Source organism: Acinetobacter sp. LUNF3 (assembly GCF_022699605.1).
Classification (GTDB): Bacteria; Pseudomonadota; Gammaproteobacteria; order Pseudomonadales; family Moraxellaceae; genus Acinetobacter; species Acinetobacter johnsonii.
Window position 1 is genome coordinate 1,874,623 of the sequence record NZ_CP093968.1, and the last position, 24,378, is coordinate 1,899,000.

Sequence of the window (24,378 nt, forward strand, 5' to 3'; positions counted from 1 at the left end):
TTGAATCGCTTTTTATTGACTTCTAGCAGCTTCCTATTTGCACCGCTTAAAAGTTATGGTGCAAATCACATGGGTACGGTTACTAAACGTCAATAAAAGATGGAACTATACGTTATCGTGCTCAAGTACGTGTGCAACGAGAAAGCTACCCTATTTATAAAGTCTCAAAAACTTTTAGCAAAAAATCATTAGCAGACGAATGGATTAAACGTACTGAAGCTGAAATAGAGCTGAATCCAAAAAAGATGCTCAATCCTCAAGAGAAGTTAAAGCATGCAACTTTGGCTGACTTTATTAAGAGATACCTTGAAGAGGCAGATAATTTTGCTCGAACAAAAACATGGTCACTAAATAACATCGCTAGTTTAGAGATTTCAGAGAAAAATATCTATTCATTAACTCGCCAAGATTTTGCTGATTTTGCAATTACTCGACGTAAAGGTGATCCTTTAAAAGGTACTGAAGGGGTTGCTCCTTCCACAGCATTAAAAGATTTAGGCCATATTAAGGCAGTGTTGATCCATGTTGAACATGTTTGGGGTGAGCCTTTAGAAGAAGTCGTTGTTGAATATGACAAAGCGCTAACAGGTTTACGAAAATCAAGAATCGTCACTAAGTCTAAGACTCGTGACCGATTACCAACCTTTGAAGAGCTTCAGGCATTAACAACGCATTTTTACAAAAACTGGAAGCATAAACTAAATCTGTACCTATGCATCTGATCATTTGGTTTGCAATCTACTCAGGACGTCAGGAAGATGAAATTTGTTCTTTGCGATTAGCTGATTACGATCGTCACAATACACAATGGTTGGTTCGAGATGCTAAATACCCCGAAGGGTCTGAGGGTAACCATAAGTACGCGCACCTTGAAACGGCTTTGTTGCATAAATATGTAAGCATCTGATTTAAATAAATTTAATTTTGGATCAAAAAATAATCAAAACTTTTAAAATCATATAGTTATGAAATCTTTGTGCAACAAAGCCGTTTCAACCAAACTTCGCCGATGATAGCCTGACCATTTTTTCCATAGTGTCCTGCCTAAACGTTTAATTGTTCTAAGTAATTCATTTCGCTCTAGCGAGCTACTCTTTGTATCTTTCCATGGTTTCGCATTTTTTCTAGGTGGAATCACCGCATGCCCTTGCCGATCTGCAATGACCTGACGGCATTGCTTGGTGTCATAAGCTCCATCGGTATAAACAGAGTCAATCCGCTCATCTTGTGGAATCTGATTAAGTAAATCACCAAGCACCTGTGAATCACTGACATTATTGGTTGTAAGCTGAACTGCTCGTATTTGCAGGGTTTTAGCATCTATACCAATATGAAGTTTACGCCATTGGCGACGATATTCAGATCCATGTTTCTTGCGTTTCCATTCGCCCTCACCTAGAAACTTCATGCCTGTAGAGTCCATGAGTAGATGCAGCCCATCGCTACTTTTTTGGTAGCTGATTACAATATCAATATGCTTTTGTCTTCTACAAAGCGTGGTGTAATCTGGAGCTATCCAATTTAATCCGCAAAGTTTAATCAGACTTTGCACAAAGCCAGTGACCATACGTAAAGACAGACGGAATAAGGATTTAATCATTAAGCAGCATTGGATGGCTGCGTCGGAGTAGGTTTGATTTCGCCCTTGTTTGCCTTTTGATGGCGCATATCATTGCGTAGCAGGATCAAACCAAATGGCAATATTTCCGCGACTCATGAGTGCTCGGTTATATGCGGGCCAATTGGTTGTGCGGTAGATTTTGTGTGTAGGCTTCTTCATTTGAAAATTATATCGCTGAAAAAGCCTTTACAGATAGGTTTGTGCAACAAAGCCCTTTATTGTACAAAGTTATCCTTCAAAATTTATTTGGCAAGACCAGATTCATTGGCCTTTCGATCATCTATTTAACATAATTGAGCTTATACGAAAGCCCTCACCTAAAGGCTTTCTCAATTCACACACCTCATACAAACCGTGACATTCAACCTTGGTTTAAGTAATGCCCAACGTAAAGCTTCACGCATTTCGTATGAGGTGTATTATATTAATTTTAGGAATTCTTAACTTAATTATTTCACATACTGCCAAACATCAGGATCAATATAGTTCTCATTGATATGATAGCCCTGTGCCATGGCTTCTTTTTCATCAATTTCTCTTGATTTTTTATTTCTTATCAACTCATTTTTAAATGCTTGCTCTAACTCTTTTGATGTCATTTTATAAGTATCAATATTATTCTCTGAATCATCCATTGAATTTCTTTCATCATAGCGAATTGTATTTAAAGCATAACGAACTATATATTGCTCTTTACCGTCTTCAGTTTTTAGGGTTTGTTTTATGCTTAGATCCAAAAGGATACCATTGGCATATAACCGATAGCCGATCGAGTTTCCACCAGTTGTACTAATTATTTTTCGCCATTCGTCATAAGTGAAGATGTAACTTGGGTCAATTACATCATGTCCTTCCATTAAATATCGAATATTGTCTTCTTTTGCTATTCGTGCAGAAAAACGATAAAAATAATTTTTCCACCCTGCCTGATTTATTCGTTTCATTAGATCAACATAGGCTTGGTAGGCTTGTTCTGGATTAACAAATTCCTCTTTATTTAATCCTGCATTAATATCAAGGCCTTGAATGCCATCTTCTTTATGAAAAGACGTACCTAAAACCGAGAAAACATGCTCTATGACTAAAATATTTTCACCATTTTCAACTTTAATCTTACCTAAGTTGGGTGGTGTAAAATCTAATTCTCGAAAACCAGCACCAGAAGGATGTTGATCAACCTGTCCTTCATTATATTGAGCAAAATCTTTAAAACCTTGTTGACCAAAGTGTAAAATATAAGGCTGTTGATTCATGGCTTTTTTCTCTGTATTTTTTGTGTTTGGTTGGCATCCTAAAAGTAGCCATCCGAAAGTTAAGGCGAGGACAAAATTGAAATAGTTAAATTTTTCCATCATTACTATCCTTGCCAACAGTAAAATCTGCCTTACTCTTGCCCCATTCTGCAATAACCCCCAACTCTTTTTCCAAGAATTGACGTCCTTTGTCACTAAGCATCAAACGATGGTATTTTTCTGCTGCTTTCTGAATCCACTCCATACGGCTATCATAATTTTCGACTTTAGTGTTTGCTAGGCTTTGTTGCACAAAGATTTCATAACTATATGATTTTAAAAGTTTTGATTATTTTTTGATCCAAAATTAAATTTATTTAAATCAGATGCTTACATATTTATGCAACAAAGCCAACCTTGATTAAAAAATGCGACTTCATACATTTTAAAATTTATAATTTAACGCAACTACAGCAGACCTGCCGTCTCCCATATAGCCAGTTTTGTAGTTTGCAATGATGCGGGTGTAGTACTGCTCATCAAATAAATTATTAATATTTAGCGACACGCGGGTTTTCTCATTAAGATCATAAGCACCATACAAGCTTGCTACAACATAATCTTTTTGTTCCGCTTTTATTAGGTTAGGCTGAGCTCGTGTTCCCATATTGATATAATCATAGCTTGAACCATACCAGTTTAGACTCCCACCAACTCTCAATCCAGAAAGATCACCACTAAACTGGTAGTTTGTATTGAATTTAGCTGTCTGCTTTGGATTTGCGATATTAATTTTTTTGCCTTTCGCATCCTCTGTGTCATTGTATGCATATCCAAATGTAAGCGTCCATGCATCCGTAAGTTGACCTAATGCTTCAACTTCAAAGCCTTTCGTTTTAGCACCTTTCACAGCTCTATAACGCGCTTCAATGCCATTTAATCCAGTACCAGCAATTTGTTCAGCGACATTGTCTTTTTGAGCATAGAAAACTGCCGCATTGACGTCTAGATGATCATCAAAGAAGCTATTTTTTAAACCTAGCTCTGTATTACTGCCAGTAACAGGATCCAAGAAATTATCATTAGCATCTAAACTCGACTGTGGTTTAAAGATTTCGGTATAACTTGCATAAATAGTGCTAGTTGGAAAAATGTTATACGTAGCAGCCACATAAGGCACAAAAATACTAGATTGCTTTTGCTTTGAAGTCGTACTGATGAGTTGGCCTTGATTGAAGTTACGGGTTTTAGTCTCCCAGTCAGACATACGTCCACCGGTGAAAATCTTGAACTTGTCTGCGATGTTCCATCGTGTATTAATAAAAGTTCCAAACATTTTGGTGTCTGTTGTTTTGTCTACACCCGTTCTTTCTGGTTTGAAATCAGGAGATGCATTTCCGTAGAAATGTTCAATATCATTAATTGTATTTCCTGCTGAGTAAATAGGGTAAGTGAGTCCATATTCATTAGCTTCTCTATCCCAACCATTAAAACCAAAGACCACTTGATGTTCTCGGTTAAATAAGTCGAATAGTCCATTAACTGTTAAATCATATGTATTTTGATTCAAATCCCCTTCAGATGTCCAATGTGAATAACTTAAACCCGTGCCATCTTTGTTTAAATTTCCATTGTATGCATATGATGTTTTAGCAAATGCATCCAGATCCTGTCGACTGAATGAAAGTTTAGCCTTCCATCTGTCATTAAAATTATGGTCTAAATACACATAACTATTTTGTAATTCACGTTGCCATCTCACCCAGTTCATCGAACCAAAGTTATCTTCTGATGAAAAGCTAGTTTGACTCCCATCGCTATAGAAAATTGGTACACCTCCACCAAGACCGTGAGGGTCATCATCTTGGTAATCAATACCCAAAGTAAGTTGAGTTTGATCAGTGAGTTTAGACGTTAATGATCCTGAAATCGTTGTTGTAATCTTTTCATAATAATTTTTCCCTGTTCCACCGTCTGATGTCGCAACAATTAAACGTGCGTTAAGTTTATCATCAGCTAACAGCCCGCCACTAATATCTCCAGTAAATCTTCGCCCATCGAAAGTATCGTAACTTGCTCCAAGCTGTGCATTAAGCTCTTGTATTGGTTTTTTATGGACCATATTAATTGATGCAGAAGGCTCACCTAACCCAGTGTTTAGGCCGTTTACCCCCTTTAAAACTTCAATGTGATCATAAATTGCCGTATCAAACACAGGCATAGCAATTACGGAACCACTAACACCTGAATAAGATGATGCAATACCATCGATTTGAATATTATCGACCGCAAACCCACGAATGTTGTAATTTGGGCGTTCGCTATCGTTATATCCAATACTTACTCCGGGTACTTGTTGCATCACGTCTGCAACAGTCGCTAAGCCTTGATCCTGCATTGTTTGCTGTGTAACAACAGTCACTGTCTGAGGTGTTTCCTTCAATGCAATATTCATTTTGGTTGCTTGAGAAGACTTACTCTTTTTATATTTTTTACTGTTTTCCGTAGCATCCTCCCCGTCTTCAGCCTGCACCACTATAGGAGCTAAACTTGCTACTGGCTCAGATGCTGCTGCATAAAGATATGAACTAAATAAAGGAGTTGAAAGAACGATAAGCCAAATTTTATTAGGTGGGAAATACTGCATACCACAAGTTACCATTTGCAAATGAGAATCATTATATACTAATTATCATTTACATATTCTGCACAAATAGAATATTTACACAAAATAATTGAGTGTTTATGCGCATGTTCTACATTTATAGGTTATGAGGACAGATCATGCGTATTCTCTCAAGTCCCCTAAAAATTTGTAGATTCGAAGTTTACAATCAGGTCTTGTAAGTTGCCTTCTCGTCGCGTGTAATTCGACGAGAAGTTAGTTTGAGGTATTAATCATACAAATAATTCAGATGAGTAAAATTACATGAAGGCCATTCTAGTTCCATGAGCTCTAGAATGGCCTTGCATAAAATGTTGATGCTATATGTTAAATCTTAGGAATTTAACTAAAAATGTTATCCCGATTCTTTTAGATAGAATTAAAAAGTTCTACATAACATGCTTCAGGCACCATTAGTAATTAATGGTATAACTTAGTGCAAAAGTACGACCTTCCGCTGGGATCGCTAACAATGAGTTAGCATTGGTCACTGCTGCTTGTTTTGGGCGAATACAGTTTTATATTGATTACCCCATAGATTATAAACACCAAAGTCCATACGGCCTTTCGCTACTGGAAAATGTGCTAATACATCCATAGTCGTATAACCTTTAATCTCTGCTGCACTGTTACTATCACTCAATCCAGCTGCTTTTAACTCTAGGTCATCTTTATAGGCTTTGTCAGTTCCTTTGATTGCAAGCATTTGAGCACGTACACCATAGCCATCTTCATTATTCCATTCTGCAAACAATGTGCCTTTCATTGGTGAAACTGCAAAAGCATTTAACTCATGCCAGTTATTGGCCACATCCTGATACTGGCCTCTTGTATAACCCAAAGTTCCACCCACCTTATAATTTTCCATAAATGGGTAACTTACTGTTGCCTCCGCACCATAAACTCGCTGATCTGTGTCGACAACATTTACAGAACGATTCGAGTTAAATTGAACGACTTTATCAGAGTTATTATAGAAACCTGTTAAGCCCAAATTTAAGCCTGTGTCTTGATTTAAGCGCCAGCCTAGTTCATAGCTATTCACAGTGATTGGAGCGATACCAGACGTGGTTAAAGTATATGCTGCGACATCACGTAATACACGTTGTACATCAGGATAACTATAGCCTTGAGAGAAGTTAGCATAAATTTGTTGTACATCATTTAGCTTATAAACAGCGCCTAGATTAAACAGGAATTTGTCTGAATCTGTAGAGTCTGCCGCCATTAATGTATATGGCTTACGTGCAGTTAAATAGCTGTCAGTGTCTGCCTGAACATATTGGTAACGTACCCCGGCTTGAATATTAAGCTGATCAGTTATGGCATAGTCCCCTTGTATAAAGGTACCAATATTCTGAATTTCAGTATCTGGTCCTGAGCCTTGTTTTTCTCCAGTTGGGGTATAAACTAGGCCATTATTGCTTGGCATGTAGTAGTCTGCCCACTGATGGTCTTTTTCCCAATCATAGTCTAAGCCATAAGTTAGTTTTAAATCACGGTCAGCAACTACAAGATCAGACTGTAAAGTTGAACGAATACCTGCGTAATCCACATTGGATTGACTTTGCTTTACACTAACACCGTCAGCTGAATAACCATAAGGTACGAAGCATGACTTCTCATTTCGATAGTATGCCTCAACATTCAGAACTTGACCTAAAAAATCCTGATTTTGGTACTGCGTATTAAAAGCATAACGTTCAGTAAAAGGCTGATTATCTAAGCTCCAACCTTTGACCGCTTTGTAAGATGGATCTGTTTTGGTGAGTAAATAAGAATAATCAGGCCCATATTCTGTATCTTGTTCATCTTTATAGTACTGAGCACCAAAACTTAAACTTTGGTTGTCAGTTAAATTAAAGTTTAAACGACCATTCATATCAATAGTATCGGTATCCATGGTGCTGCCCTGCCAAGGACTTAATGAAATACGATCCCCATTACCATCAAATTGGGAGCCTCGATTGGTATAGTCTAAGCCAAGAAAACCGTCGACTTTGTCATTTGCAAATGAAGCTGTTTGTCCCACTTGATAAGCTAGGCTGTCACCGCGGAAATTATCGGCAGATGTCACACCCAATTTGGTTTGAAAACTGACTGGTTCTGATTTATCGGCACGTTTGGTAATAATATTAATAATCCCGCCTGTCGCACCTGAACCATAAATACTGGTCGCACCAGAAACCACTTCAATGTGATCAATCATATTTGGGCTAATACTATTTAACTGACGTGACACATCACGTGAACCCGTTTGTGATACACCATCAATCATTACAAGTACATTACGTCCACGCATAGTTTGACCATAATTACTACTCGTTCCACTGCTTGGCGCTAAAGATGGAACCAGTTGCGCCAAAACATCTGCAACTTTACGACCTGGGCCAGCCTGTTGCGCAATTTCATCAGCAGAAATGGTTTGGACAGTTCCTGCAATTTCGGAAATGCTTTTCGGTGTACGTGTTGCTGTCATCACGATAGTTGGAAGTTTAGCTTCAGTATTTTGTGTTGTAGAGTCATTTGTTGCTGTGTCTTCAGCATACAGTTGGGTACAAATAGCTGCCGTAAGTAGACAAAGACTAAAGTGTGACAAGCGCATTTTTATTTCTCTTCTGTAAAATATTTTCAAGAATGAAAATTATTATCATCTTTATTGTAAAACTTTTTATTATATTTTTAATGCAGTAAATTCTATCTTGAATACGAAAAAGCAGCCTTCATTTCAAACAGGTGTTGATCGTCATACGCTAGCATTTCTATACTTACTTTCAATGAGTTCCAATACGACATAGGTCATATTGTCATGCAGCAGACACCTATTATGAATTTGATTCTTAAAAACTCATTTGCGGAAAACTTTCTGTGAACTCATTTAGGAGCGAATTGAGCTAGAAATATAACGAATAATAGGCAAAGGGCTGCTTCGAAAAACAATTATTGGAAGAAATTTAGAGATTAAGAATTCCTCGTGAACAAGCTAACAATCCATAAATCAATAGCATTCATATAGCAAAAGTACCTAAATCCATATATTTACAAAATATTCTTTGCTAAGAATACATTTTAGCTATGTCATTAAACTACTTATTAACAAAAGTATTCTGCCTGACATAGCCCTCTTCAAATTATCTAAAATAACTGTTCTATAATTCAAATAGATTTGAGGAGGAGTAATTGGGGGTGATTAAGATAATGTAATATTAGTCATCACGACCAACTTAAAAATAATAACATTCAGATCAACTTGAAAATTTTACCGCTATTGAGACTTTGGAAGAACATTTCAAAACCAGGACGAATATCTTCGCCATCAATAGTTATATATCTTAAATTTGAATGCAACATTGTGCTGCAAGAGTTTTTATCTACAGTTGCCTGAATAGAGTATTCAGTACCGAATTGATCTTTGACAGTAACGTTTTTCTTTAACATTTTTTCTATACCTATAATATTAATTCATTTAAAAACAATATAATCAAATATTTAGTTAGGCAACTTTATAGTTAAATTTAAATAATTGATTTAAAGCGGTATAAAATGTTCTACCATCTAAATTTAAGTCCACTTCGATTCCAGACTGAAGCAACACACGCTTACCCACTTCAATAGATTTGAATCCATCACGGGTATTTTGCATTTTATTTAGAGGAATTAACGAGACTATAATTTCAGTACCATTTGAAGATTTAGCAATTAAGGTATTAGGTTTTTTCAATTTCCACCAGTTTTTTTCATATATTCCAACAAGGAATAAATATTTAATTAATAATTTTTGGTCATTAAAAAAGCACTATTCAGTGCTTTTTTATATTTAATGCTTCTTATAAAGCAACAATATTTACAGCATTTGGGCCTTTTTGACCTTGCTCTATGCTGAATGACACTTGTTGCCCTTCATGCAATGTTTTGAAGCCTGAACTAGCGATTTCGCGAAAGTGAGCAAAAACATCTGGACCAGATTCTTGTTGAATGAAACCAAAGCCTTTAGTTTCATTAAACCATTTAACTGTACCGGTAACTGTAGTAGACATAATATATCCTGCTGAATTTTAATAATTTTAGTCAAAAATAAATGACTAGATGTAACTTTGAAAATAATAAAAGTGGAGCTTAAGATCTGAAACAACGGAGGATTATGACTAAAACTGCGATACTTAAAGAAGATTTACTAAACATTACTTTTTTCTAGTTAGGCCAAGTATACATGAAAAAAGTAAATATTCAAGTTATTTATAGCTGTCATAAATTTTAATTATATTAAGTGTTCCCTGCAATGAATTGAATCGTCCTTAAAAATAGAAGTCGTAGCATCTAAAAAAGCCCTACCTAGTCGTGTGCTGAGCCTTAGAATAGCTTGAACCAAAACATTGAGGCTAGAGATGAAATTTCAAACGTTTCGCATAAGGTGTAGTATGGGTTCATTCTGGATAAATAAAATAGCCTTTAAAGGCTTTGTTGCACAAAGATTTCATAACTATATGATTTTAAAAGTTTTGATTATTTTTTGATCCAAAATTAAATTTATTTAAATCAGATGCTTACATATTTATGCAACAAAGCCCACCTAAAGTAGAATATCGATTATCTACACTCGACACTTCTTTAGCACCTATTTTGGTTGCATTAAAACAATGGGGGGATAAGAATATTGGTTTATTTGGGAAACCCATTATGCCTTTAGAATCAGAATAAAATTTAAACCTGTTTTACTTCACTTACAGTCCAGTGTTTTCTATAAATACTGTAGTTTCATCGCTTACACGCCATTACAGTGACTTGTATAAAAATTACGTTCTTAGAAACAGCTATGTATAAAATTAACTAGCCATAAAAAAAGCCTAATCTGTGAAGACTAGGCTATAAACTTTGAATCTTTTTTCGTTGGTAGCGGGAGCTGGATTTGAACCAACGACCTTCGGGTTATGAGCCCGACGAGCTACCAGACTGCTCCATCCCGCATCAACGAGTTAGCTTTATACGCCTTAAGCACCCACAAAGCAAACTTTATTTGCAATATAAACAGTTATTACATAAGCAGCATACAAAATACTAGTGCTTAGCCAATGCTTGCTTCAGTGATAAAAGCGGGATGTGAGGCTCTATAGACGCTTAATCTTGTTTTTTCACTGTCTAAAAATGACTTAGGCTCTTCAGACCATATTGATTTTCTTGAATCAAGACCCGAATGACTTAAAGCCCAATCTGAAACTGTACTATAAACAAAAGTATTATCAGCGAAAACTAATTTTGTCTTCCTTCCCATACTACTTATAAGAACTTTATGTGTAGGTAATGATCCAAATGTACTAATTTGGGTGTAAATGTATTTATAGGTTTCAGACATAGAAAAAAGTACTTAAAGGACAGCACTACTATACCATTTTAACTCTTAAAAAAGCCCACCATTTGGCGAGCTTTTTCTTACTGATCTTTATCCATGGAATGTGGCGTTGTAGTTTTATCCTGCTCTTTCGTATCTGTATCTCGTTTTTGGCATGCCGTTAATCCCAGCATTAAAACTAAACTTACTATTGCAAATATTTTCATCATTTTTGCCTAGCACGATTTAAAAATATAACTTATCAAAATCTAAAGATTTCAATGTTTAATTTATGAAACAACCCCATTCTCTTTCTTTACAGATGAGACGCTTGGCGATTTAGAGCTTTATGTGCCCAATGAATGAATTTGTCCTTTTCATGGAAATGTGGAATATTTAATAAATGAATATGAGTAACCTCACCGAAATTACCTGAAATTTTATTCGGTGCCAAAATAACAAAATCTCTCTTATCCCCTACATGTAACTCCCTAAAAAATTCCATAACCTTAAAATGAAGATTCAGAGCAGTGAATCCTTCTCTTTCAATTATAAAGTCATAGATTTGGCTGAGTACATGTAATTCAAATTTTTTATTCATGGTCTATTCTTCTCATATTTATTTTAACAATTGGTATAATTTAACCTAATTTTTTTCTTTGTTAAAGTAGATAAAAAACCCAGCCTCTGGAGAATCAATAGAGCTGGGTTAATGAAACATCATTGTTAAATTTTATTTTATTCTTGAAATTGATTCTAACGCACAAACTCAATAAATGCAAATAATTCTCAATTACAATTATCATAATTTCAAATATGCCTATCTAAAGATACATACAATTATCTACATCACCTATCAAACAGTGGGCTTACGATATAGATTAAGCAAAGAGAGTACGGGTATTGGGAGGTAGTTACCATTCACAGATACCTCTCCCCCATCTTTTCTGTGCTGTTCCCAGTATTCAATTAATAGTAAAGCAGCTTGTTTAATGGCAGATGGATATTCCGATCCAAAATTATCTGTAATATAATTTTTAATTATAGCGTCAGCAGCAACAATAAAGCTTTTTAATGAAACATCATTGCTATCATCGGCATAGTGTAAGTGGCGCTTCACTTCATGTAATTCAACAATACTCATAGATCACTCCATTTTTCCGAGTCAGCTTTTACACTTTCATCACTAAACTCGTTCCTAGAGTCTTTTACGGTGTCATAGCAAATATCACAATTTCACCTCATTCCTATTCTCATATTGATTACTTGGCATTGAAATCCCTTTATCTAGGGATTTTTCTACTATTCTTAATAAGTCCTTCAAAAGATTTCTTATAGATCAATTAATATTTGTTCATATATTTTTTAAATAAGCCATTCACCGCCTAAAGATAGTGAGCGTACGACGCCTTAACAACTGAGTAGTAAATAAGCTGCCATTAAAAAACCCGCTAACTGAAGCGGGTTTTTTAATTCACAATATTCTTAGATTACTGTGATACAGCTTGCTTGAGGGCCTTTCTTGCCAGCTACAATCGTAAACTGAACACGTTGACCTTCATTCAACACTTTGAAACCGTTTGATTGGATTTCGCTAAAGTGTGCAAAAACGTCTTCTCCAGTATCGCTAGAAATAAAACCAAAGCCTTTAGTTTCATTAAACCACTTAACGGTACCAGTTGTAATGTTTGACATAAATATTCTCTTAAATTTTGAAAAATATAAGAATTAATCTTTTAAATCATATACATCGGATAAACCGCAGAGTTGAATCAATTGCGAAATAACTTTAGTAAATACAATAAAATAAATAATTCTAATACACTATCACTATAAGCTTTTTAGCGTGCAATAGATAGACCTTAACATATTATTTTATTGCTACCCCCCAACCCCACATGAAATGCTTTTTCATCCATATTGATAAGAAAATCTTCACTAAAAGCGAATAAAGCTTATTTGCCCGCTTCTAGCTAATTTTTCTTTCATAAAATCAACTCAACTTGATGAGTAACATCCCATATTTTCATTTCTGCATGTCGCCAAAAATTAAAGACTTGATCGCCCTTAACGTACTTTTGCTTGATATAGCTCGATGATTTATTTTGATCTATCTCTTTTGCATTAAATCGCATCTTATTTAAAATCACTACTTGACCATCCAAGTCACCACCAATACAGATATTCATATTGTTCTGCCTGCTAAGTAACAATTAAACTATAGCACAAATAGAAAAGCCTACTCTTTGATAAGCTTTTGAGGCTTATTGCCAAGCCTTTGGCTGTACTCCATAACTCTTATTCATAGTTCATCGAAAATTAGAAACAACATTTTGATATCTTTGCACGACGGTCACGTCCAAGGATGACTTGTAATGACAAAATAAGATCTATCCTAACTCTCAAGTATGAAGTTTTACTGTGCTATGAAAAAGCCACTTATAAAGTGGCTTTTTCTATTAGGAATTAGATATTCTTTTAAAGTTGTCATCATTACTACAGTAATCCAAGCAATCTTTTAAAATGCCTACGGCTCTATATATGTGTTCAGGTTTATCTAAAAAAACTTGACCGTTATTTTGCACTTCCAATCCTGCCCGCTCTAACTCTTTTTTTCGATAGTCATCAATTGCTACTGCAAACTGAATGGTTGGTCTCTTACGATTTACATCATATCTAAATAACCAGCGATTATTTTTATTCTGAAACAGCACGCTAAAATAGCTTTCTGTATCTTTAGCAACCAATTCAACTTCAGGAAAGAGCTCTGTCACAATACGACTTAATTCCTGCTCATCAACAGTAGTCACAATTCTTTCATTTTCAGAGTTAACAATGTCAGCTAGCGCTGAACTTTCGGACACAATCTCAATAGTGTCCTCTACTTTTTGTTCAACTGGCTGGGCAGTAATAATTGTAGGCGAAGATAGTCCTTTAACAACGGTATCACTAATTGACTGCTCAACAGCTTGTTTTACAAAAGGCTGAATTGACTCTAAAAATTTAGTGTTTAATTGACGAGGAATACTTGCTTGTTGAGCCACATAGCGAACAAAATCAATATCAACTTCATTAATACTTCTTTTTATTACAGTTTTAAACTGCTGGATATATTGATTTTCTTCAGCAAAAAAGCGTAGCTTTTCTACATGAAAATTATCATGTTTAAATTCAGCTAGCTGTGTTAAATCCTCGGCTTTGTTCTTCGTAAAATCAACTGTTAAAAATGGCTTATCATCCATTACATTTGGATTAATTAAATCAGTAAAAAATCTCCATTCTTTACCATTTGTGATCGCGCCAATGGTCACCCCTAAACTACTGTTAAAATACCTAGATAGCTGCGGAGCATGATTCGTTAAGTTAGCAACATAAGGTTTTGCTTCAATAAACATTACAGGTTGCCCATTACAGTAAAGTGCATAATCAACTCTTTCTGTAGATTTCACACCTGGAAAATCAGCTGCAAATTCTGCAAGTACCTTGGTCGGGTCATAAGGGCTAAAACCTAAAATATCTAATAAAGGAAGGATTAAAGCCTGTTTAGTTGTTTCTTCTGTAGTACAGTGGCCCCCTACTTTTTTCACATGTTCAATATGGCTTCTTAGTCTATTAATAAAATTTTCCATATTCCCCTCATTATTATTACAAGTATATTTTTTGATCTAATTTTAGATCTTAACCCTTTTACTTTATTTTTCAAATATTAATTTAAATTTGTTTTTTGAATGTCATTACAGTCTATTCATTGAACTATTTTCTGTTTGATTTATTAAAAAAGAATTTAAAAAATGGAAGCGTCATGAGTTAAGCTCCCCCTCAATCTATTGCACAAATTTTGCACCACAATAAAACCGATAACAGACTGAATAATATTCATTCTTCTTAACAACCCAACCCACCTGCCATCAGAACAACAATCAAATGATTTGACAGTTGATACCGACCAATATACATATAAATTCATCACTTTTTCGACCGACATAGTATACTGCACCTGCTGTTTCGGCTCACCTTTTATCATGTGTTCTCTGTTTATGAATAAAAAGCTGTTTCTTTCTTCTGGTTTAAAAACACTAAGTGTCTTGGCCATATCTATAGGCTTAACCGCCTGCGGTGATCGTTCATGGTGGACAGATGATGAGCCTAAGCTCAATGCTGAACAAATCGCACGCATCATTCCCGGACGCGTAAATGACCGCCGTTCATGGGCTGAAGATATTTACGATATTTCTGAACAGTTTGGTATTCCTCAAAATAAAGAGAATATGTGTTCGATCATTGCCGTGGTTGATCAAGAGTCTAACTTTGTTGCAGATCCACAAGTTTATGGTTTAGGCGAAAAAGCGGTTAAAGAAGTCCAAGATCGCTTAGATGAAAAATTTAAAGATAAGCTCGGCGATGCCATTGGTGGCACCATCGCAGGTTATTTCCAACAGGTTTTAAAAGAGCAGCCGAGTCCTGAAGACAACTATTTAAGTCAAATGCGCCGCGTTAAAACAGAACGTGAACTGGATGAACTGTACCGTGAAATTTTTGACTATATGTCAAAGCATTATCACGTCAGTGCACTCACAGGTGCAGCGAAACTTGTCGGTCAGGACGTGGGCGAAAAAATGAACCCGATTACCACGTTGGGTTCAATGCAAGTGCATATCGGTTATGCCAAAGATAATAAACGTGAAGGTGGCAGCATGGCTGACCTACGTACCGACCTTTATAGCCAATATGGTGGTCTATACTATGGCATTCACCGCCTGATGATGTACCCTGCTGACTATGACAAACCCCTTTACCGTTTTGCTGACTATAACTCGGGCATGTACTCAAGTCGAAATGCAGCCTTCCAAAGTATGTTAAATGACTTAACTGAAGCTGAACTTGATTTAGACGGTGACTTGTTACTTTATGGCAAAGATGGTTCACCTAAATCTGCAAAGAGTCAATCAGAGCGTGAACTCATCAGTGTTTTTGCCCAACACAATATTTTGGTTACTCCGCGTCAAATTCGCTCTGACCTGAAAAAAGAGAAAGAGAAGAAATTTGAAGATACAGCCACCTATCGTGCTGTGGCTAAGCTTTATCAAGAAGTCACTAAAAAAGAACCTTTCTATGCCATGATGCCAGAAGTCGTCATTTCTGGTCCAAAGCTCAGCCGTGACTATAATACCAACTGGTTTGCCACTCGTGTCAATGGACGTTATCAAACATGCATGCAACGTGCAAAGCGCATAAAAATCTAGCCTTTTTTGACTTTGATGGCACCCTGTATGACAAAGACAGTTTTACGGGGTTCATCTTCTACGTACACTCGAAACGGCATATTGCCCTACAAGGCTTAAAAGTACTGCCTTATATTCAAAGTTATTATTTAGGTTTTTATCCTGCCCATCATATGCGCTCTAAACTCTTCCATGCAATGTTTAAGCAAGCTGAAGTGAGCGAAATTGACGCTTATGCAAAACGCTATGCAGAACTCTTAATCAAAGGACTTAACCCAGCACTTTATAGCCAACTAAAGCAACACCAAAGTTTGGGCGATGATATAGTTTTGGTCTCTGCTTCAATTGATATCTATTTAAAATATGTGTGTGAAATCCTCTCAATCGATCTGATCTGTACCCAAGTTGAACAAGACCAGCAACGCTATACAGGGCGCTATCTGACTGCGGACTGTAGCTGTGAGTACAAAGCTCAACGTATCCAAGAAAAATATGAGCTAGATAATTACCATGCCGTTTATGCTTATGGAAATAGCATTGAAGATAAACAAATGTTGTCTTTGGCTGATTTTAGCTACTTGGTAGGGACAGATTTAAGTCTTCCTGACTTGTCAAATACATCAAATCAGCGCCAAATAAGTTAATTATTAAGCACGGATTAATAATTAGCCATATTAAATTTTTAAAAATATTTATTATTAAAATTCAGCATGTTTTATTTACCAAAAAATATATTTATGATAAATTTTGCCTAATAAAAATATTTTGAGAACCATTCCACTTAAATTATAAAAAGGCATCAGTATGGAACCGTTATCTCCACCCAAGTATGTCAAAGGTCTTTCGATCAAATTCGGTGAAAGCCCCTTTGTATTATTGGCGCAGTTCGCTTTTAATGCTTCAAAACAAAAATGGTTAAAACACGAAATCGAACATGTGCTCAATATCGCCAAACAAGGTGATTATCATCATCTGGTAAAGACATTACGTCAATTTAGTAAATAACAAAAAAAGCCACTTCAAATGAAGTGGCTTTTTTACTTACTTTTTAAAGGGAAACGCATATTTCACAATACGTTTGATGACGCTACCATACTGTTTGACTAAACTGGCATTGTTATAGTTAATGCCATACTTTTCACAAACCGCTTGTACTTTCGGCGCCATTTTACGGTAACGACGCGCGGGTACGTCTGGGTATAAGTGATGCTCAATTTGATGACTTAAGTGCCCCGTCAAAATATGGAATGCTTCTGAACCAGTTAAATTCGACGAACCACGAATTTGGCGCATGTACCAGTGACCACGGCTTTCATTTTCCAGTACTTTTTTCGGAAAAACTTCGACATCTTTGGTGAAGTGACCACAGAAAATCACACTAAATGTCCACATATTACGGATACCATTTGCAACCAAATTCCCTGTAAACACAGGCAATGCCGCAGGTCCTGCAATAAGTGGGAAAAACACATAATCTTTAAACAATTGTTTACCAATTTTGCGCTGCATAGGTTTCCATTCAGCTAAAGTCTGCGCTTTGCTTTTACGCCCCTTGAAATATTTGCCTAATTCCAAGTTTTGGATCGCAACGCCCCATTGGAACAACAAACAAAATGGAATGCTATAAATCGGTTGTAATAAAAAGCCCGGTTTCCAACGTTGTTCAGGGAATAATCGAAGCAGACCATAGCCAATGTCATCATCCATCCCTTTAATATTGGTATAGGTATGATGCTTGTAGTTATGGGTCTGACGCCAGTTATCTGCTGTACCTACGATGTCCCACTCATAGTTTTGCCCATTAAACTTAGGGTCATTCATCCAGTCATATTGACCGTGCATCACGTTATGACCTAATTCCATGTTTTCCATAATCTTGGCAAAACTCAGCAAGCCCGTGCCCAACACCCATGCAGGTGGGAACCAACCGGCAAACAAACATACACGACCTGCAATAGATGCATAACGCACCGCTGCATAGACACGACGAATATATTGCGCATCTTTCTCGCCAATATCATCCAGTACTTCTTGTTTAATGGCATCTAGCTCACGTGCAAGTTCATCTAACTCAGATGTCGTTAACTCACGATTCTTCGGGTTTTTAAAATATTCAACTTTAACAGGCATATTCATTGTATTTATTCTCCTTATAAATCAACAACAAGATCGGTTTGTGCCGTATTAACACAAATTTTTAGAAAATTTCCAGGCTCAGAATTTTGTGCACCATTAACCAAGTTTTTAGTCGAACCTTCGACTTTGTTACAGGCACATTTATTACAGATTCCCATACGGCAGCCATGTTGAGGCTTCACATTTTGCTGTTCCAAACTTGCAAGAATGGATTGACCTTTTGGAATGCTTAAAATCTTCTTCGACTTTGTTAAGGTAATATTCACAAAACCAACATCATCATTTGCAAAGGGGCTCATGCTAAACGCTTCAGTTTTTAAGGTGTTGGCATGAGCGAAAAGCTGCTCAACCGTAGCCACAAACCCTGAAGGGCCGCATGCATATACCGTTGCCTTTTCAATCTGATCCAGTCCAGACACATGGTTTTGATTTAAACGCTCACCTTCATCTGACTCTTGGGTATAAAACATGCTAAATGTGAAGTTTGAATATTGTGTTGCCAACTGCTCAAAATATACTTTGAATGCAGCATCAGTATGCTTTTTCACCCAATACATCAAATGTACAGGCTGCTTTTTAAGCTTAGCGGTCTTTTCTAAACGTTTCAGTAAACTCAGCATGGGGGTAATACCACTGCCCGCAGCGAGTAAAATTAACTGTTGATCATTTACAGTCAATTGCATATCGCCATAAGGCTGGCCGAATTCTAAAACATCGCCGATTTGAGCCTGCTCACATAACCAATGACTTGCTTTGCCTTGGTCTACTTTTTTCACATTCAGTAAGACATGTTGCGCATCAATCTGGGTCAAACTATAGGTACGTTCATAACGTACGCCTTGAACCACGACATATACAGGATGGTGCTGTCCCGCTTGCCCCATTTGAAAGTGACGGTTGGTTTGCAGCGTCAAGCTCACCATATCGTGTGCAACTTGCTCTTTTTTTACCACTTTACCTAAAGCTTGGTGTATCGACCAAAGTGGGTTGATTTTTTGAAGCCAAAAGTTAGCAGTGTATCGGTCTATAACACTCTCAGCATACTCAGTTAAAGGAGATTTAGTTTTTTCAAGGATCTGCATAGTAAAGGACCACGCCATAGATTTTGAATTATTATACACATGTATATATATTTGTATATATACTCTGATTGTTTCGTTTCGTTTCACAATGCCGACCAGTGGGGCTATAATGAACCGATTGATTTAATTGCTTGATAAATATGACACCGACCACCATTCAAACCCATACAACCAACACAGAGCATGAAGCTTCAAAAAAACATGCACCAGTGCTTGCACGTAGTGTTGGTCGAAAAGCAACGATTACAAAAGATGAACTGTTTCAAGCTGCTTTAAATTTGATTGGTCCTGAAAAAAGTATTGCATCCCTAAGCTTGCGTGAAGTCGCACGTGAAGCAGGCATTGCACCGAATAGTTTTTATCGTCATTTTAAAGATACCGATGAACTGGCTATCGAGTTGATTGAACGTGCAGGTGTTGTGCTACGCCAAATTTTGCATGAAGCACGGATTAAGGCCATTCGCCAAGAAAGTATTATTCGTAGCTCAGTCGAAGTTTTTATTGAACAACTTGATGCTGATGACGGCAACTTAAGCCTGCTATTACGCGAAGCATATACGGGTTCCGCATCTTATAAAAATGCGGTCGAAAGACAGTTGAATTATTTCCAACAAGAACTCAAAGACGATTTAATTCGTTTAGAACGCTTAAATAATAGCAAACTCTTCCACCCTGAATTGGTGTCCATGGCAATCACCCAATTGGTCTTCAATATGGGTGCCAAAGTGATTGATATGCCAAGTGTAGAGCGTAAAAAAATGGCTGAACAAACCATGATCATGATTCGCATGATTTTGGAAGGTTCACGCCATTTAGATGAAGCGATGATTCGCTAATCTGTGATTACACCCAACAGATTCGCTGAAATAGCGTATTATTTGTTTCGTCGTTGTTTTTCAATGAGCTGTTGCACAAATTCAGCGGTCTGTTTCGGTTGTTCCAGTGGAAACATATGCCCGCCGTCAAGCACACTATAGTCAATCGCATAGGTTTTTTTCATCCCTTGGGGCAAACCTTGCTTATAGAAATGGCTATCTTTTGCAGTCAACACATGAATCGGCATATCAGGTGCTTTGCGTGGGGTACGCCACCACCATGCAGGCACAGTCCTGAAGATCTCTGCTTCAGTATGTTTGGGAATGGTTAGCGTCACCCCATTTCGAGTCGGATCACTTTTTAGACCACACGCTATAAAGTCCGCAAAACACTGTTCATCAAAGTCTTTAAAAATACGATTCGGTCTGAGCGCCTGACTGGCCTGCTCAATACTTTCCCAATGATCACGACGTTTGACGGTCACCGCAGCTGGGGTGAGTTTTTCAATGGACTTCGATCCCAGCTTTTGTAACGCTTCAAATAAAAAGGCTTTTGAACCAATCACAAACGGTGGGTCCATGATAATCACTTGCGAAAACAACTGTGGTTTTTTATAGGCCGCCATAAGTGTGAGTAAAGAGCCAAAAGAATGCCCTAAACCAATCACTTGTTGCCGTGGAAACTGCTGTTCAATATCCGAAATAACTTGATCGACCAACGCTTCCCAGCGATATTCCACAGGATAGTGCGGATCTAGACCAATCATCGGAATTGCTTTGACATCAAAATCTTGATTTAAAAATTGGAAAAATTTTTGATAGCTGCCCGAGGGAATGCCATTTGCATGGGTAAAGTGTAAGGCTGGTTTGCTCATGTCATTCAAATCTATTTTTATAGCATCTTTACCATAATCGTTTTTCAATCTAAACGAAATGGCGCAGGATGAATCCTAAGTCATGAACTTTGATCACTTCGGCCAATTTATAAAAATATTCTGGGATAGATCTGAGATCACTTTGCAGAAACAGTTAAGTTCTGATTGCCTAAAAAAGTAGCGCCACAGTTGGTTTTGTCTCCTGCAATCACCACAGCACGTCCCAAGACCGTTGTACTCTGATCTGCTGCAATCGCAGAAACCACCATTCGACACTTTGGACAAAAGTGCTTCATTCCATTTAAATGCACAGCAATACCATTGATCACAAAACTGTTTTCACACTCAGTGACGATGCCACCATGTGTTGTTTTTGAACCCATTGTTACTAGAGCTTTAGACATAATTTATTGTTCGATACATTAGAGTTTTAATGGCGAAAATTCTAGCATAAGCAAGCGCTTAAAATTTCAATGAATTACTTTTCAAATACAACTTAGACATCTCTTTTTTAAGGATCCATTAAAAAAGCACCCAAAGGTGCTTTTCATACAGCGATTCGAATTATGGTTTAACCACAACCATCACTTGAATTGCTTCTGGTGTGACCGATAGGCCATCGAGCAAACCAAGACCTTCTTTTTGCAGTTTTTGTAGGCGCGAAATTTCATCTTCACGAATACTCGGATTAAACTGCTTTAAATAAGACAGGCGGTCAATTTCATACTGCCACTTGCTACCGTAGACTTCTTTCGCCTGTTGCACAAAGCTTGGTAAAGCCGCACGTGCAAGCTCTAATGCTTGTACATAACGCTGTTCAATCACTTCACGGCGTGCTTTCACAACTTGACGACAGCTATTACCATCCAAATGATGCAAGTACGGTTTTAAAATTTCAGGTGCAATTTTCTGCGACAGGTCTTGACCCTTTTCACTCAACAAAACGCGAACCAGCTGCTGCGGTAAGCTTGAAGGCAAATTCAATGCTTTCGGTGCAACCACATCGACCTTAAACCACACTTCTAACAACACAGAACCTTGTGGTAAAGCCGCTGACTTCAACACTGCAACGTTGGTACTACCAAAACCTTGAGTATTGATCATTTCCATTACGCTTTCAGTAAATGGATGTTCAAGAGTTAAATACTGAGCATCTTCACGTATCTGAGCTTGATCGCGGTAGAAGGTCGCAGTCATACCTTCTTCATCCAAGGTTAAACCTTGAACTTGCATTTGATCGGTTGGTTTAATGATGACTGTACCGTTGCTTTGTTCGTCAAAATCAATATTTGTCGACGCCATAAAGCGCTTCATAAACATTGGCAAAGTAGTGTTGTCATCATAAGACTCAAGCGCTTGTACAATTTCTTGCGCCACAATTGGACGACAAGAGTTGTATTCAAGCAAACGGTCGCGACCTGATTGTAACTCTGCTTCTAAGGCTTCGCGTTGCACGCTAACTGCTTCGAGTAAGTCATCTAACTGCTGACCTTGATCTGTCAGTAAACAATCTTTCAATTCAACAATAAAGTTTTCTTGTAAAGTTTGCGCAGTTGGCGAGATATTACTAAAAATATTTAATGCTTCGTTATACCAACGGAACATACGTTCTTGCGCTGTACCAATCAAATACGGCACATGAATTTGAATCCGATTTTCTTGACCAATACGGTCTAAACGGCCAATACGTTGTTCAAGTACATCTGGGTTTGCAGGCAAATCAAATAAAATCAGATCTGATGCAAACTGGAAGTTACGACCTTCAGAACCAATTTCAGAGCACAGTAAAATTTGTGCACCATAAGATTCTTCAGCAAAGTAAGCTGACGCTTGGTCACGCTCAAGTAAACTCATGCCTTCATGGAACATTGCAGTACGAATACCCGCATGTAAACGGAGTACGTTTTCAAGTGCTTCAACCACGGGACCAGTACGTGCAATAAGCAACACTTTTTTGTGTTTTAAGTCTGTACGTAGTTTTTCCATGAGCCACATGACACGCGGGTCAGCTTCCATCCACGCACCGTCAAGCTGCGCTTCTTCTGGCCACATTTGTTCACGCAATTTACCGTCTTTAGACCAGTTTTCTGGTGCAGGCAAAGGTGCAGGCTGACAGTCACGACCTGGGAAGCCTTGAATGGCTTCACGGGTGTTACGGAACAAAATACGCCCTGTACCATGACGGTCTAAAAGCTCATGAATGGCACGGAAACGTTGTTCGGGTGCATCTTCAATACGATGTCCTAGCAAACCTTCTAATGTAGCTAAATGCCCTTCTTCAAGTGGCATATCTGCCATCAGTACTTCAGCAATTTTTGCAGTTTGTTGATACTGGGTTTCTTCATCCAAGAAACGATCCAGCGAACTAAAACGCTGTGGGTCAAGTAAACGTAAACGTGCAAAGTGACTTTCCACACCCAGCTGTTCTGGAGTTGCCGTTAACAGTAAAACACCCGGAGTTTTTTCTGCTAACTCTTCGATCAAGTCATAGCGGTCATTGCCACCGTCTTCTTCATTCCACATCAAGTGATGTGCTTCATCGACCACCAATAGATCGAAACCAGCTTCTAGGGCTTGTTCACGCAAGTCATCATGATCAATCATCAAATCAATTGACGCAATAATGCATTGTTCAGTCAGGAATGGATTCAGTTCAGGATCATGTTCTTTGATTGAAGCCGTACGGGTTAAATCAAATAATGAGAAGTTCAAATTGAAACGACGACGCATTTCAATCATCCACTGATATTGCAGTGAATCGGGCACCAAAATTAGGATACGTTCTGAACGGCCCGTTTTAAGCTGTTGATGGATAATTAATCCAGCTTCAATGGTTTTACCTAAGCCCACTTCATCGGCTAAAAGAACACGGGGAGCAAAACGCTGACCTACTTCGTGTGCAATATACAACTGATGAGGAATCAGACCGACACGTGAACCGACCATACCGCGTAAAGGGCTCGACTTCATATTGGCTTGCATCAGCATCGCTTCAATACGTAAGTCGTACCATTCTTTATAGTCAATTTGACTTGCCAATAAGCGATCAAGCGGTTTAGACAACTGAATTTGAGCGCCAATGCGAGTCTCATTCAGTGATTTATGTTCTTCCGTGCCATCTTCTAAGCGACGAACAACGTTATAACGCACCACACCATGACGGTCTTCATGTGATTCAACCGTCCACTTGGTGCCTTCTTGATCTTGTAATTCATCGTTCACGTTAAAAATGATACGTGATAAAGGTGCATTATTCCGTGCATAAACACGTGTTTCATCACTTTTAGGGAATAAGATGCTGACAGATCGCTCATCTACATCAATAAGAACTCCTAGACCTAGTTCCGTTTCTGTATCTGATAACCAACGTTGACCAATAGCAAACTGCTGCAATTTTTCCACCT

General features: G+C 37.5%; 21 protein-coding genes, 1 tRNA gene and 5 pseudogenes. 6 read left to right on the top strand and 21 right to left on the bottom strand.

Annotated elements, in window-relative coordinates:
- Positions 1–69 precede the first annotated feature (69 nt).
- Positions 70–874: pseudogene (locus MN200_RS09160) on the top strand (site-specific integrase); the annotation flags it as partial.
- A gap of 81 nt (positions 875–955) precedes the next feature.
- Here MN200_RS09160 and MN200_RS09165 read toward each other — a convergent pair.
- From MN200_RS09165 to MN200_RS09200, 8 genes and pseudogenes are all read right to left on the bottom strand, one after another.
- Positions 956–1,780 (bottom strand): annotated as a pseudogene (locus tag MN200_RS09165) (IS5 family transposase).
- A gap of 290 nt (positions 1,781–2,070) precedes the next feature.
- A complete protein-coding gene (locus MN200_RS09170) occupies positions 2,071–2,976 on the bottom strand; it encodes a hypothetical protein (protein WP_171253485.1) in 906 nt (301 codons plus the stop codon).
- Positions 2,960–3,145, bottom strand: a pseudogene (locus MN200_RS09175) (hypothetical protein); the annotation flags it as partial. The gene MN200_RS09170 and the pseudogene MN200_RS09175, both read right to left, overlap by 17 nt.
- A 153-nt stretch (positions 3,146–3,298) precedes the next feature.
- A complete protein-coding gene (locus MN200_RS09180) occupies positions 3,299–5,500 on the bottom strand; it encodes a TonB-dependent siderophore receptor (RefSeq protein ID WP_242759240.1) in 2,202 nt (733 codons plus the stop codon).
- A 431-nt stretch (positions 5,501–5,931) separates the two neighbouring features.
- A pseudogene (locus tag MN200_RS09185) lies at positions 5,932–8,123 on the bottom strand (TonB-dependent receptor).
- 635 nt (positions 8,124–8,758) lie between these two features.
- Complete coding sequence (locus MN200_RS09190) at positions 8,759–8,956, bottom strand: hypothetical protein (protein ID WP_058869482.1); 198 nt, start codon at positions 8,954–8,956, stop codon at positions 8,759–8,761.
- A 55-nt stretch (positions 8,957–9,011) separates the two neighbouring features.
- Positions 9,012–9,239 (bottom strand): hypothetical protein, encoded by a 228-nt coding sequence (locus MN200_RS09195; protein ID WP_058869481.1) that lies wholly within the window; start codon positions 9,237–9,239, stop codon positions 9,012–9,014.
- Positions 9,240–9,345: 106 nt separating this feature from the next.
- Positions 9,346–9,555 (bottom strand): cold-shock protein, encoded by a 210-nt coding sequence (locus MN200_RS09200; protein ID WP_004693506.1) that lies wholly within the window; start codon positions 9,553–9,555, stop codon positions 9,346–9,348.
- 529 nt (positions 9,556–10,084) lie between these two features.
- On the opposite strand from MN200_RS09200, the pseudogene MN200_RS09205 reads away from it, so the two are divergent.
- A pseudogene (locus MN200_RS09205) lies at positions 10,085–10,216 on the top strand (winged helix-turn-helix transcriptional regulator); the annotation flags it as partial.
- Between the two features lie 190 nt (positions 10,217–10,406).
- On the opposite strand, the gene MN200_RS09210 reads toward MN200_RS09205, so the two are convergent.
- The 8 genes from MN200_RS09210 to MN200_RS09245 all read right to left on the bottom strand — a co-directional run bounded on the left by MN200_RS09210 (position 10,407) and on the right by MN200_RS09245 (position 14,473).
- Positions 10,407–10,483, bottom strand: a tRNA-Met gene (locus MN200_RS09210).
- A 97-nt stretch (positions 10,484–10,580) separates the two neighbouring features.
- Positions 10,581–10,868 (bottom strand): hypothetical protein, encoded by a 288-nt coding sequence (locus MN200_RS09215; RefSeq protein ID WP_081313236.1) that lies wholly within the window; start codon positions 10,866–10,868, stop codon positions 10,581–10,583.
- 77 nt (positions 10,869–10,945) lie between these two features.
- A complete protein-coding gene (locus MN200_RS09220) occupies positions 10,946–11,071 on the bottom strand; it encodes a hypothetical protein (RefSeq protein WP_017397253.1) in 126 nt (41 codons plus the stop codon).
- A gap of 89 nt (positions 11,072–11,160) precedes the next feature.
- Positions 11,161–11,445: a hypothetical protein gene (locus MN200_RS09225; protein ID WP_058869480.1), complete on the bottom strand. Its 285-nt coding sequence runs from the start codon at positions 11,443–11,445 to the stop codon at positions 11,161–11,163.
- A gap of 255 nt (positions 11,446–11,700) precedes the next feature.
- The gene (locus MN200_RS09230) at positions 11,701–11,988 is read right to left on the bottom strand and encodes a head-tail connector protein (RefSeq protein WP_004980169.1); all 288 of its coding nucleotides are present in this window, start codon (positions 11,986–11,988) and stop codon (positions 11,701–11,703) included.
- A 341-nt stretch (positions 11,989–12,329) separates the two neighbouring features.
- Positions 12,330–12,539 carry a cold-shock protein gene (locus tag MN200_RS09235; protein WP_058869478.1) on the bottom strand — a complete coding sequence of 70 codons (210 nt, stop codon included), beginning with the start codon at positions 12,537–12,539 and terminating at the stop codon, positions 12,330–12,332.
- 290 nt (positions 12,540–12,829) lie between these two features.
- Positions 12,830–13,033: a hypothetical protein gene (locus tag MN200_RS09240; protein ID WP_058869477.1), complete on the bottom strand. Its 204-nt coding sequence runs from the start codon at positions 13,031–13,033 to the stop codon at positions 12,830–12,832.
- A 270-nt stretch (positions 13,034–13,303) separates the two neighbouring features.
- A complete protein-coding gene (locus tag MN200_RS09245) occupies positions 13,304–14,473 on the bottom strand; it encodes a type I restriction endonuclease (protein WP_058869476.1) in 1,170 nt (389 codons plus the stop codon).
- Between the two features lie 408 nt (positions 14,474–14,881).
- Here MN200_RS09245 and MN200_RS09250 point away from each other — a divergent pair, with 408 nt between their 5' ends.
- The 3 genes from MN200_RS09250 to MN200_RS09260 all read left to right on the top strand — a co-directional run bounded on the left by MN200_RS09250 (position 14,882) and on the right by MN200_RS09260 (position 17,071).
- Complete coding sequence (locus MN200_RS09250) at positions 14,882–16,087, top strand: DUF1615 family protein (RefSeq protein WP_004980175.1); 1,206 nt, start codon at positions 14,882–14,884, stop codon at positions 16,085–16,087.
- The gene (locus tag MN200_RS09255) at positions 16,054–16,710 is read left to right on the top strand and encodes an HAD family hydrolase (protein ID WP_058869475.1); all 657 of its coding nucleotides are present in this window, start codon (positions 16,054–16,056) and stop codon (positions 16,708–16,710) included. Before MN200_RS09250 ends, MN200_RS09255 begins: the two co-directional genes overlap by 34 nt.
- Before the next feature lie 160 nt (positions 16,711–16,870).
- Positions 16,871–17,071 carry a hypothetical protein gene (locus MN200_RS09260; protein ID WP_058869474.1) on the top strand — a complete coding sequence of 67 codons (201 nt, stop codon included), beginning with the start codon at positions 16,871–16,873 and terminating at the stop codon, positions 17,069–17,071.
- A gap of 36 nt (positions 17,072–17,107) precedes the next feature.
- On the opposite strand, the gene MN200_RS09265 is transcribed toward MN200_RS09260, so the two are convergent.
- Both MN200_RS09265 and MN200_RS09270 read right to left on the bottom strand, forming a co-directional pair.
- Positions 17,108–18,202 carry an acyl-CoA desaturase gene (locus tag MN200_RS09265; protein WP_058869473.1) on the bottom strand — a complete coding sequence of 365 codons (1,095 nt, stop codon included), beginning with the start codon at positions 18,200–18,202 and terminating at the stop codon, positions 17,108–17,110.
- Between the two features lie 14 nt (positions 18,203–18,216).
- Positions 18,217–19,284 (bottom strand): ferredoxin reductase, encoded by a 1,068-nt coding sequence (locus MN200_RS09270; protein ID WP_058869472.1) that lies wholly within the window; start codon positions 19,282–19,284, stop codon positions 18,217–18,219.
- Between the two features lie 140 nt (positions 19,285–19,424).
- Between MN200_RS09270 and fabR the strand changes: the two genes are divergently transcribed.
- Positions 19,425–20,120, top strand: a complete 696-nt coding sequence (fabR, locus tag MN200_RS09275) for an HTH-type transcriptional repressor FabR (RefSeq protein WP_004693528.1) — start codon at positions 19,425–19,427, stop codon at positions 20,118–20,120.
- 38 nt (positions 20,121–20,158) lie between these two features.
- Here fabR and MN200_RS09280 read toward each other — a convergent pair whose 3' ends face one another.
- The 3 genes from MN200_RS09280 to rapA form a co-directional block, all read right to left on the bottom strand.
- Entirely contained in the window at positions 20,159–20,974 is an 816-nt protein-coding gene (locus tag MN200_RS09280; RefSeq protein ID WP_242759241.1) for an alpha/beta hydrolase, read from the bottom strand.
- Positions 20,975–21,111: 137 nt separating this feature from the next.
- Positions 21,112–21,378, bottom strand: coding sequence for a PAAR domain-containing protein (locus tag MN200_RS09285; protein ID WP_005399638.1), 267 nt, complete (start codon positions 21,376–21,378; stop codon positions 21,112–21,114).
- Between the two features lie 160 nt (positions 21,379–21,538).
- On the bottom strand, positions 21,539–24,376 hold the full coding sequence (gene rapA / locus MN200_RS09290; RefSeq protein ID WP_242759242.1) for an RNA polymerase-associated protein RapA: 2,838 nt from the start codon (positions 24,374–24,376) through the stop codon (positions 21,539–21,541).
- Between the last annotated feature and the right edge of the window lie 2 nt (positions 24,377–24,378).

Excerpts from the sequence above, each read along its gene's own strand:
- MN200_RS09170 (WP_171253485.1), bottom strand. The coding sequence starts at position 2,976 with ATGATGGAAAAATTTAACTATTTCAATTTTGTCCTCGCCTTAACTTTC.
- MN200_RS09180 (WP_242759240.1), bottom strand. The coding sequence starts at position 5,500 with ATGCAGTATTTCCCACCTAATAAAATTTGGCTTATCGTTCTTTCAACT.
- MN200_RS09190 (WP_058869482.1), bottom strand. The coding sequence starts at position 8,956 with ATGTTAAAGAAAAACGTTACTGTCAAAGATCAATTCGGTACTGAATAC.
- MN200_RS09200 (WP_004693506.1), bottom strand. The coding sequence starts at position 9,555 with ATGTCTACTACAGTTACCGGTACAGTTAAATGGTTTAATGAAACTAAA.
- MN200_RS09215 (WP_081313236.1), bottom strand. The coding sequence starts at position 10,868 with ATGTCTGAAACCTATAAATACATTTACACCCAAATTAGTACATTTGGA.
- MN200_RS09220 (WP_017397253.1), bottom strand. The coding sequence starts at position 11,071 with ATGAAAATATTTGCAATAGTAAGTTTAGTTTTAATGCTGGGATTAACG.
- MN200_RS09225 (WP_058869480.1), bottom strand. The coding sequence starts at position 11,445 with ATGAATAAAAAATTTGAATTACATGTACTCAGCCAAATCTATGACTTT.
- MN200_RS09230 (WP_004980169.1), bottom strand. The coding sequence starts at position 11,988 with ATGAGTATTGTTGAATTACATGAAGTGAAGCGCCACTTACACTATGCC.
- MN200_RS09235 (WP_058869478.1), bottom strand. The coding sequence starts at position 12,539 with ATGTCAAACATTACAACTGGTACCGTTAAGTGGTTTAATGAAACTAAA.
- MN200_RS09240 (WP_058869477.1), bottom strand. The coding sequence starts at position 13,033 with ATGAATATCTGTATTGGTGGTGACTTGGATGGTCAAGTAGTGATTTTA.
- MN200_RS09245 (WP_058869476.1), bottom strand. The coding sequence starts at position 14,473 with ATGGAAAATTTTATTAATAGACTAAGAAGCCATATTGAACATGTGAAA.
- MN200_RS09250 (WP_004980175.1), top strand. The coding sequence starts at position 14,882 with ATGAATAAAAAGCTGTTTCTTTCTTCTGGTTTAAAAACACTAAGTGTC.
- MN200_RS09255 (WP_058869475.1), top strand. The coding sequence starts at position 16,054 with ATGCATGCAACGTGCAAAGCGCATAAAAATCTAGCCTTTTTTGACTTT.
- MN200_RS09260 (WP_058869474.1), top strand. The coding sequence starts at position 16,871 with ATGGAACCGTTATCTCCACCCAAGTATGTCAAAGGTCTTTCGATCAAA.
- MN200_RS09265 (WP_058869473.1), bottom strand. The coding sequence starts at position 18,202 with ATGAATATGCCTGTTAAAGTTGAATATTTTAAAAACCCGAAGAATCGT.
- MN200_RS09270 (WP_058869472.1), bottom strand. The coding sequence starts at position 19,284 with ATGCAGATCCTTGAAAAAACTAAATCTCCTTTAACTGAGTATGCTGAG.
- fabR (WP_004693528.1), top strand. The coding sequence starts at position 19,425 with ATGACACCGACCACCATTCAAACCCATACAACCAACACAGAGCATGAA.
- MN200_RS09280 (WP_242759241.1), bottom strand. The coding sequence starts at position 20,974 with ATGAGCAAACCAGCCTTACACTTTACCCATGCAAATGGCATTCCCTCG.
- MN200_RS09285 (WP_005399638.1), bottom strand. The coding sequence starts at position 21,378 with ATGTCTAAAGCTCTAGTAACAATGGGTTCAAAAACAACACATGGTGGC.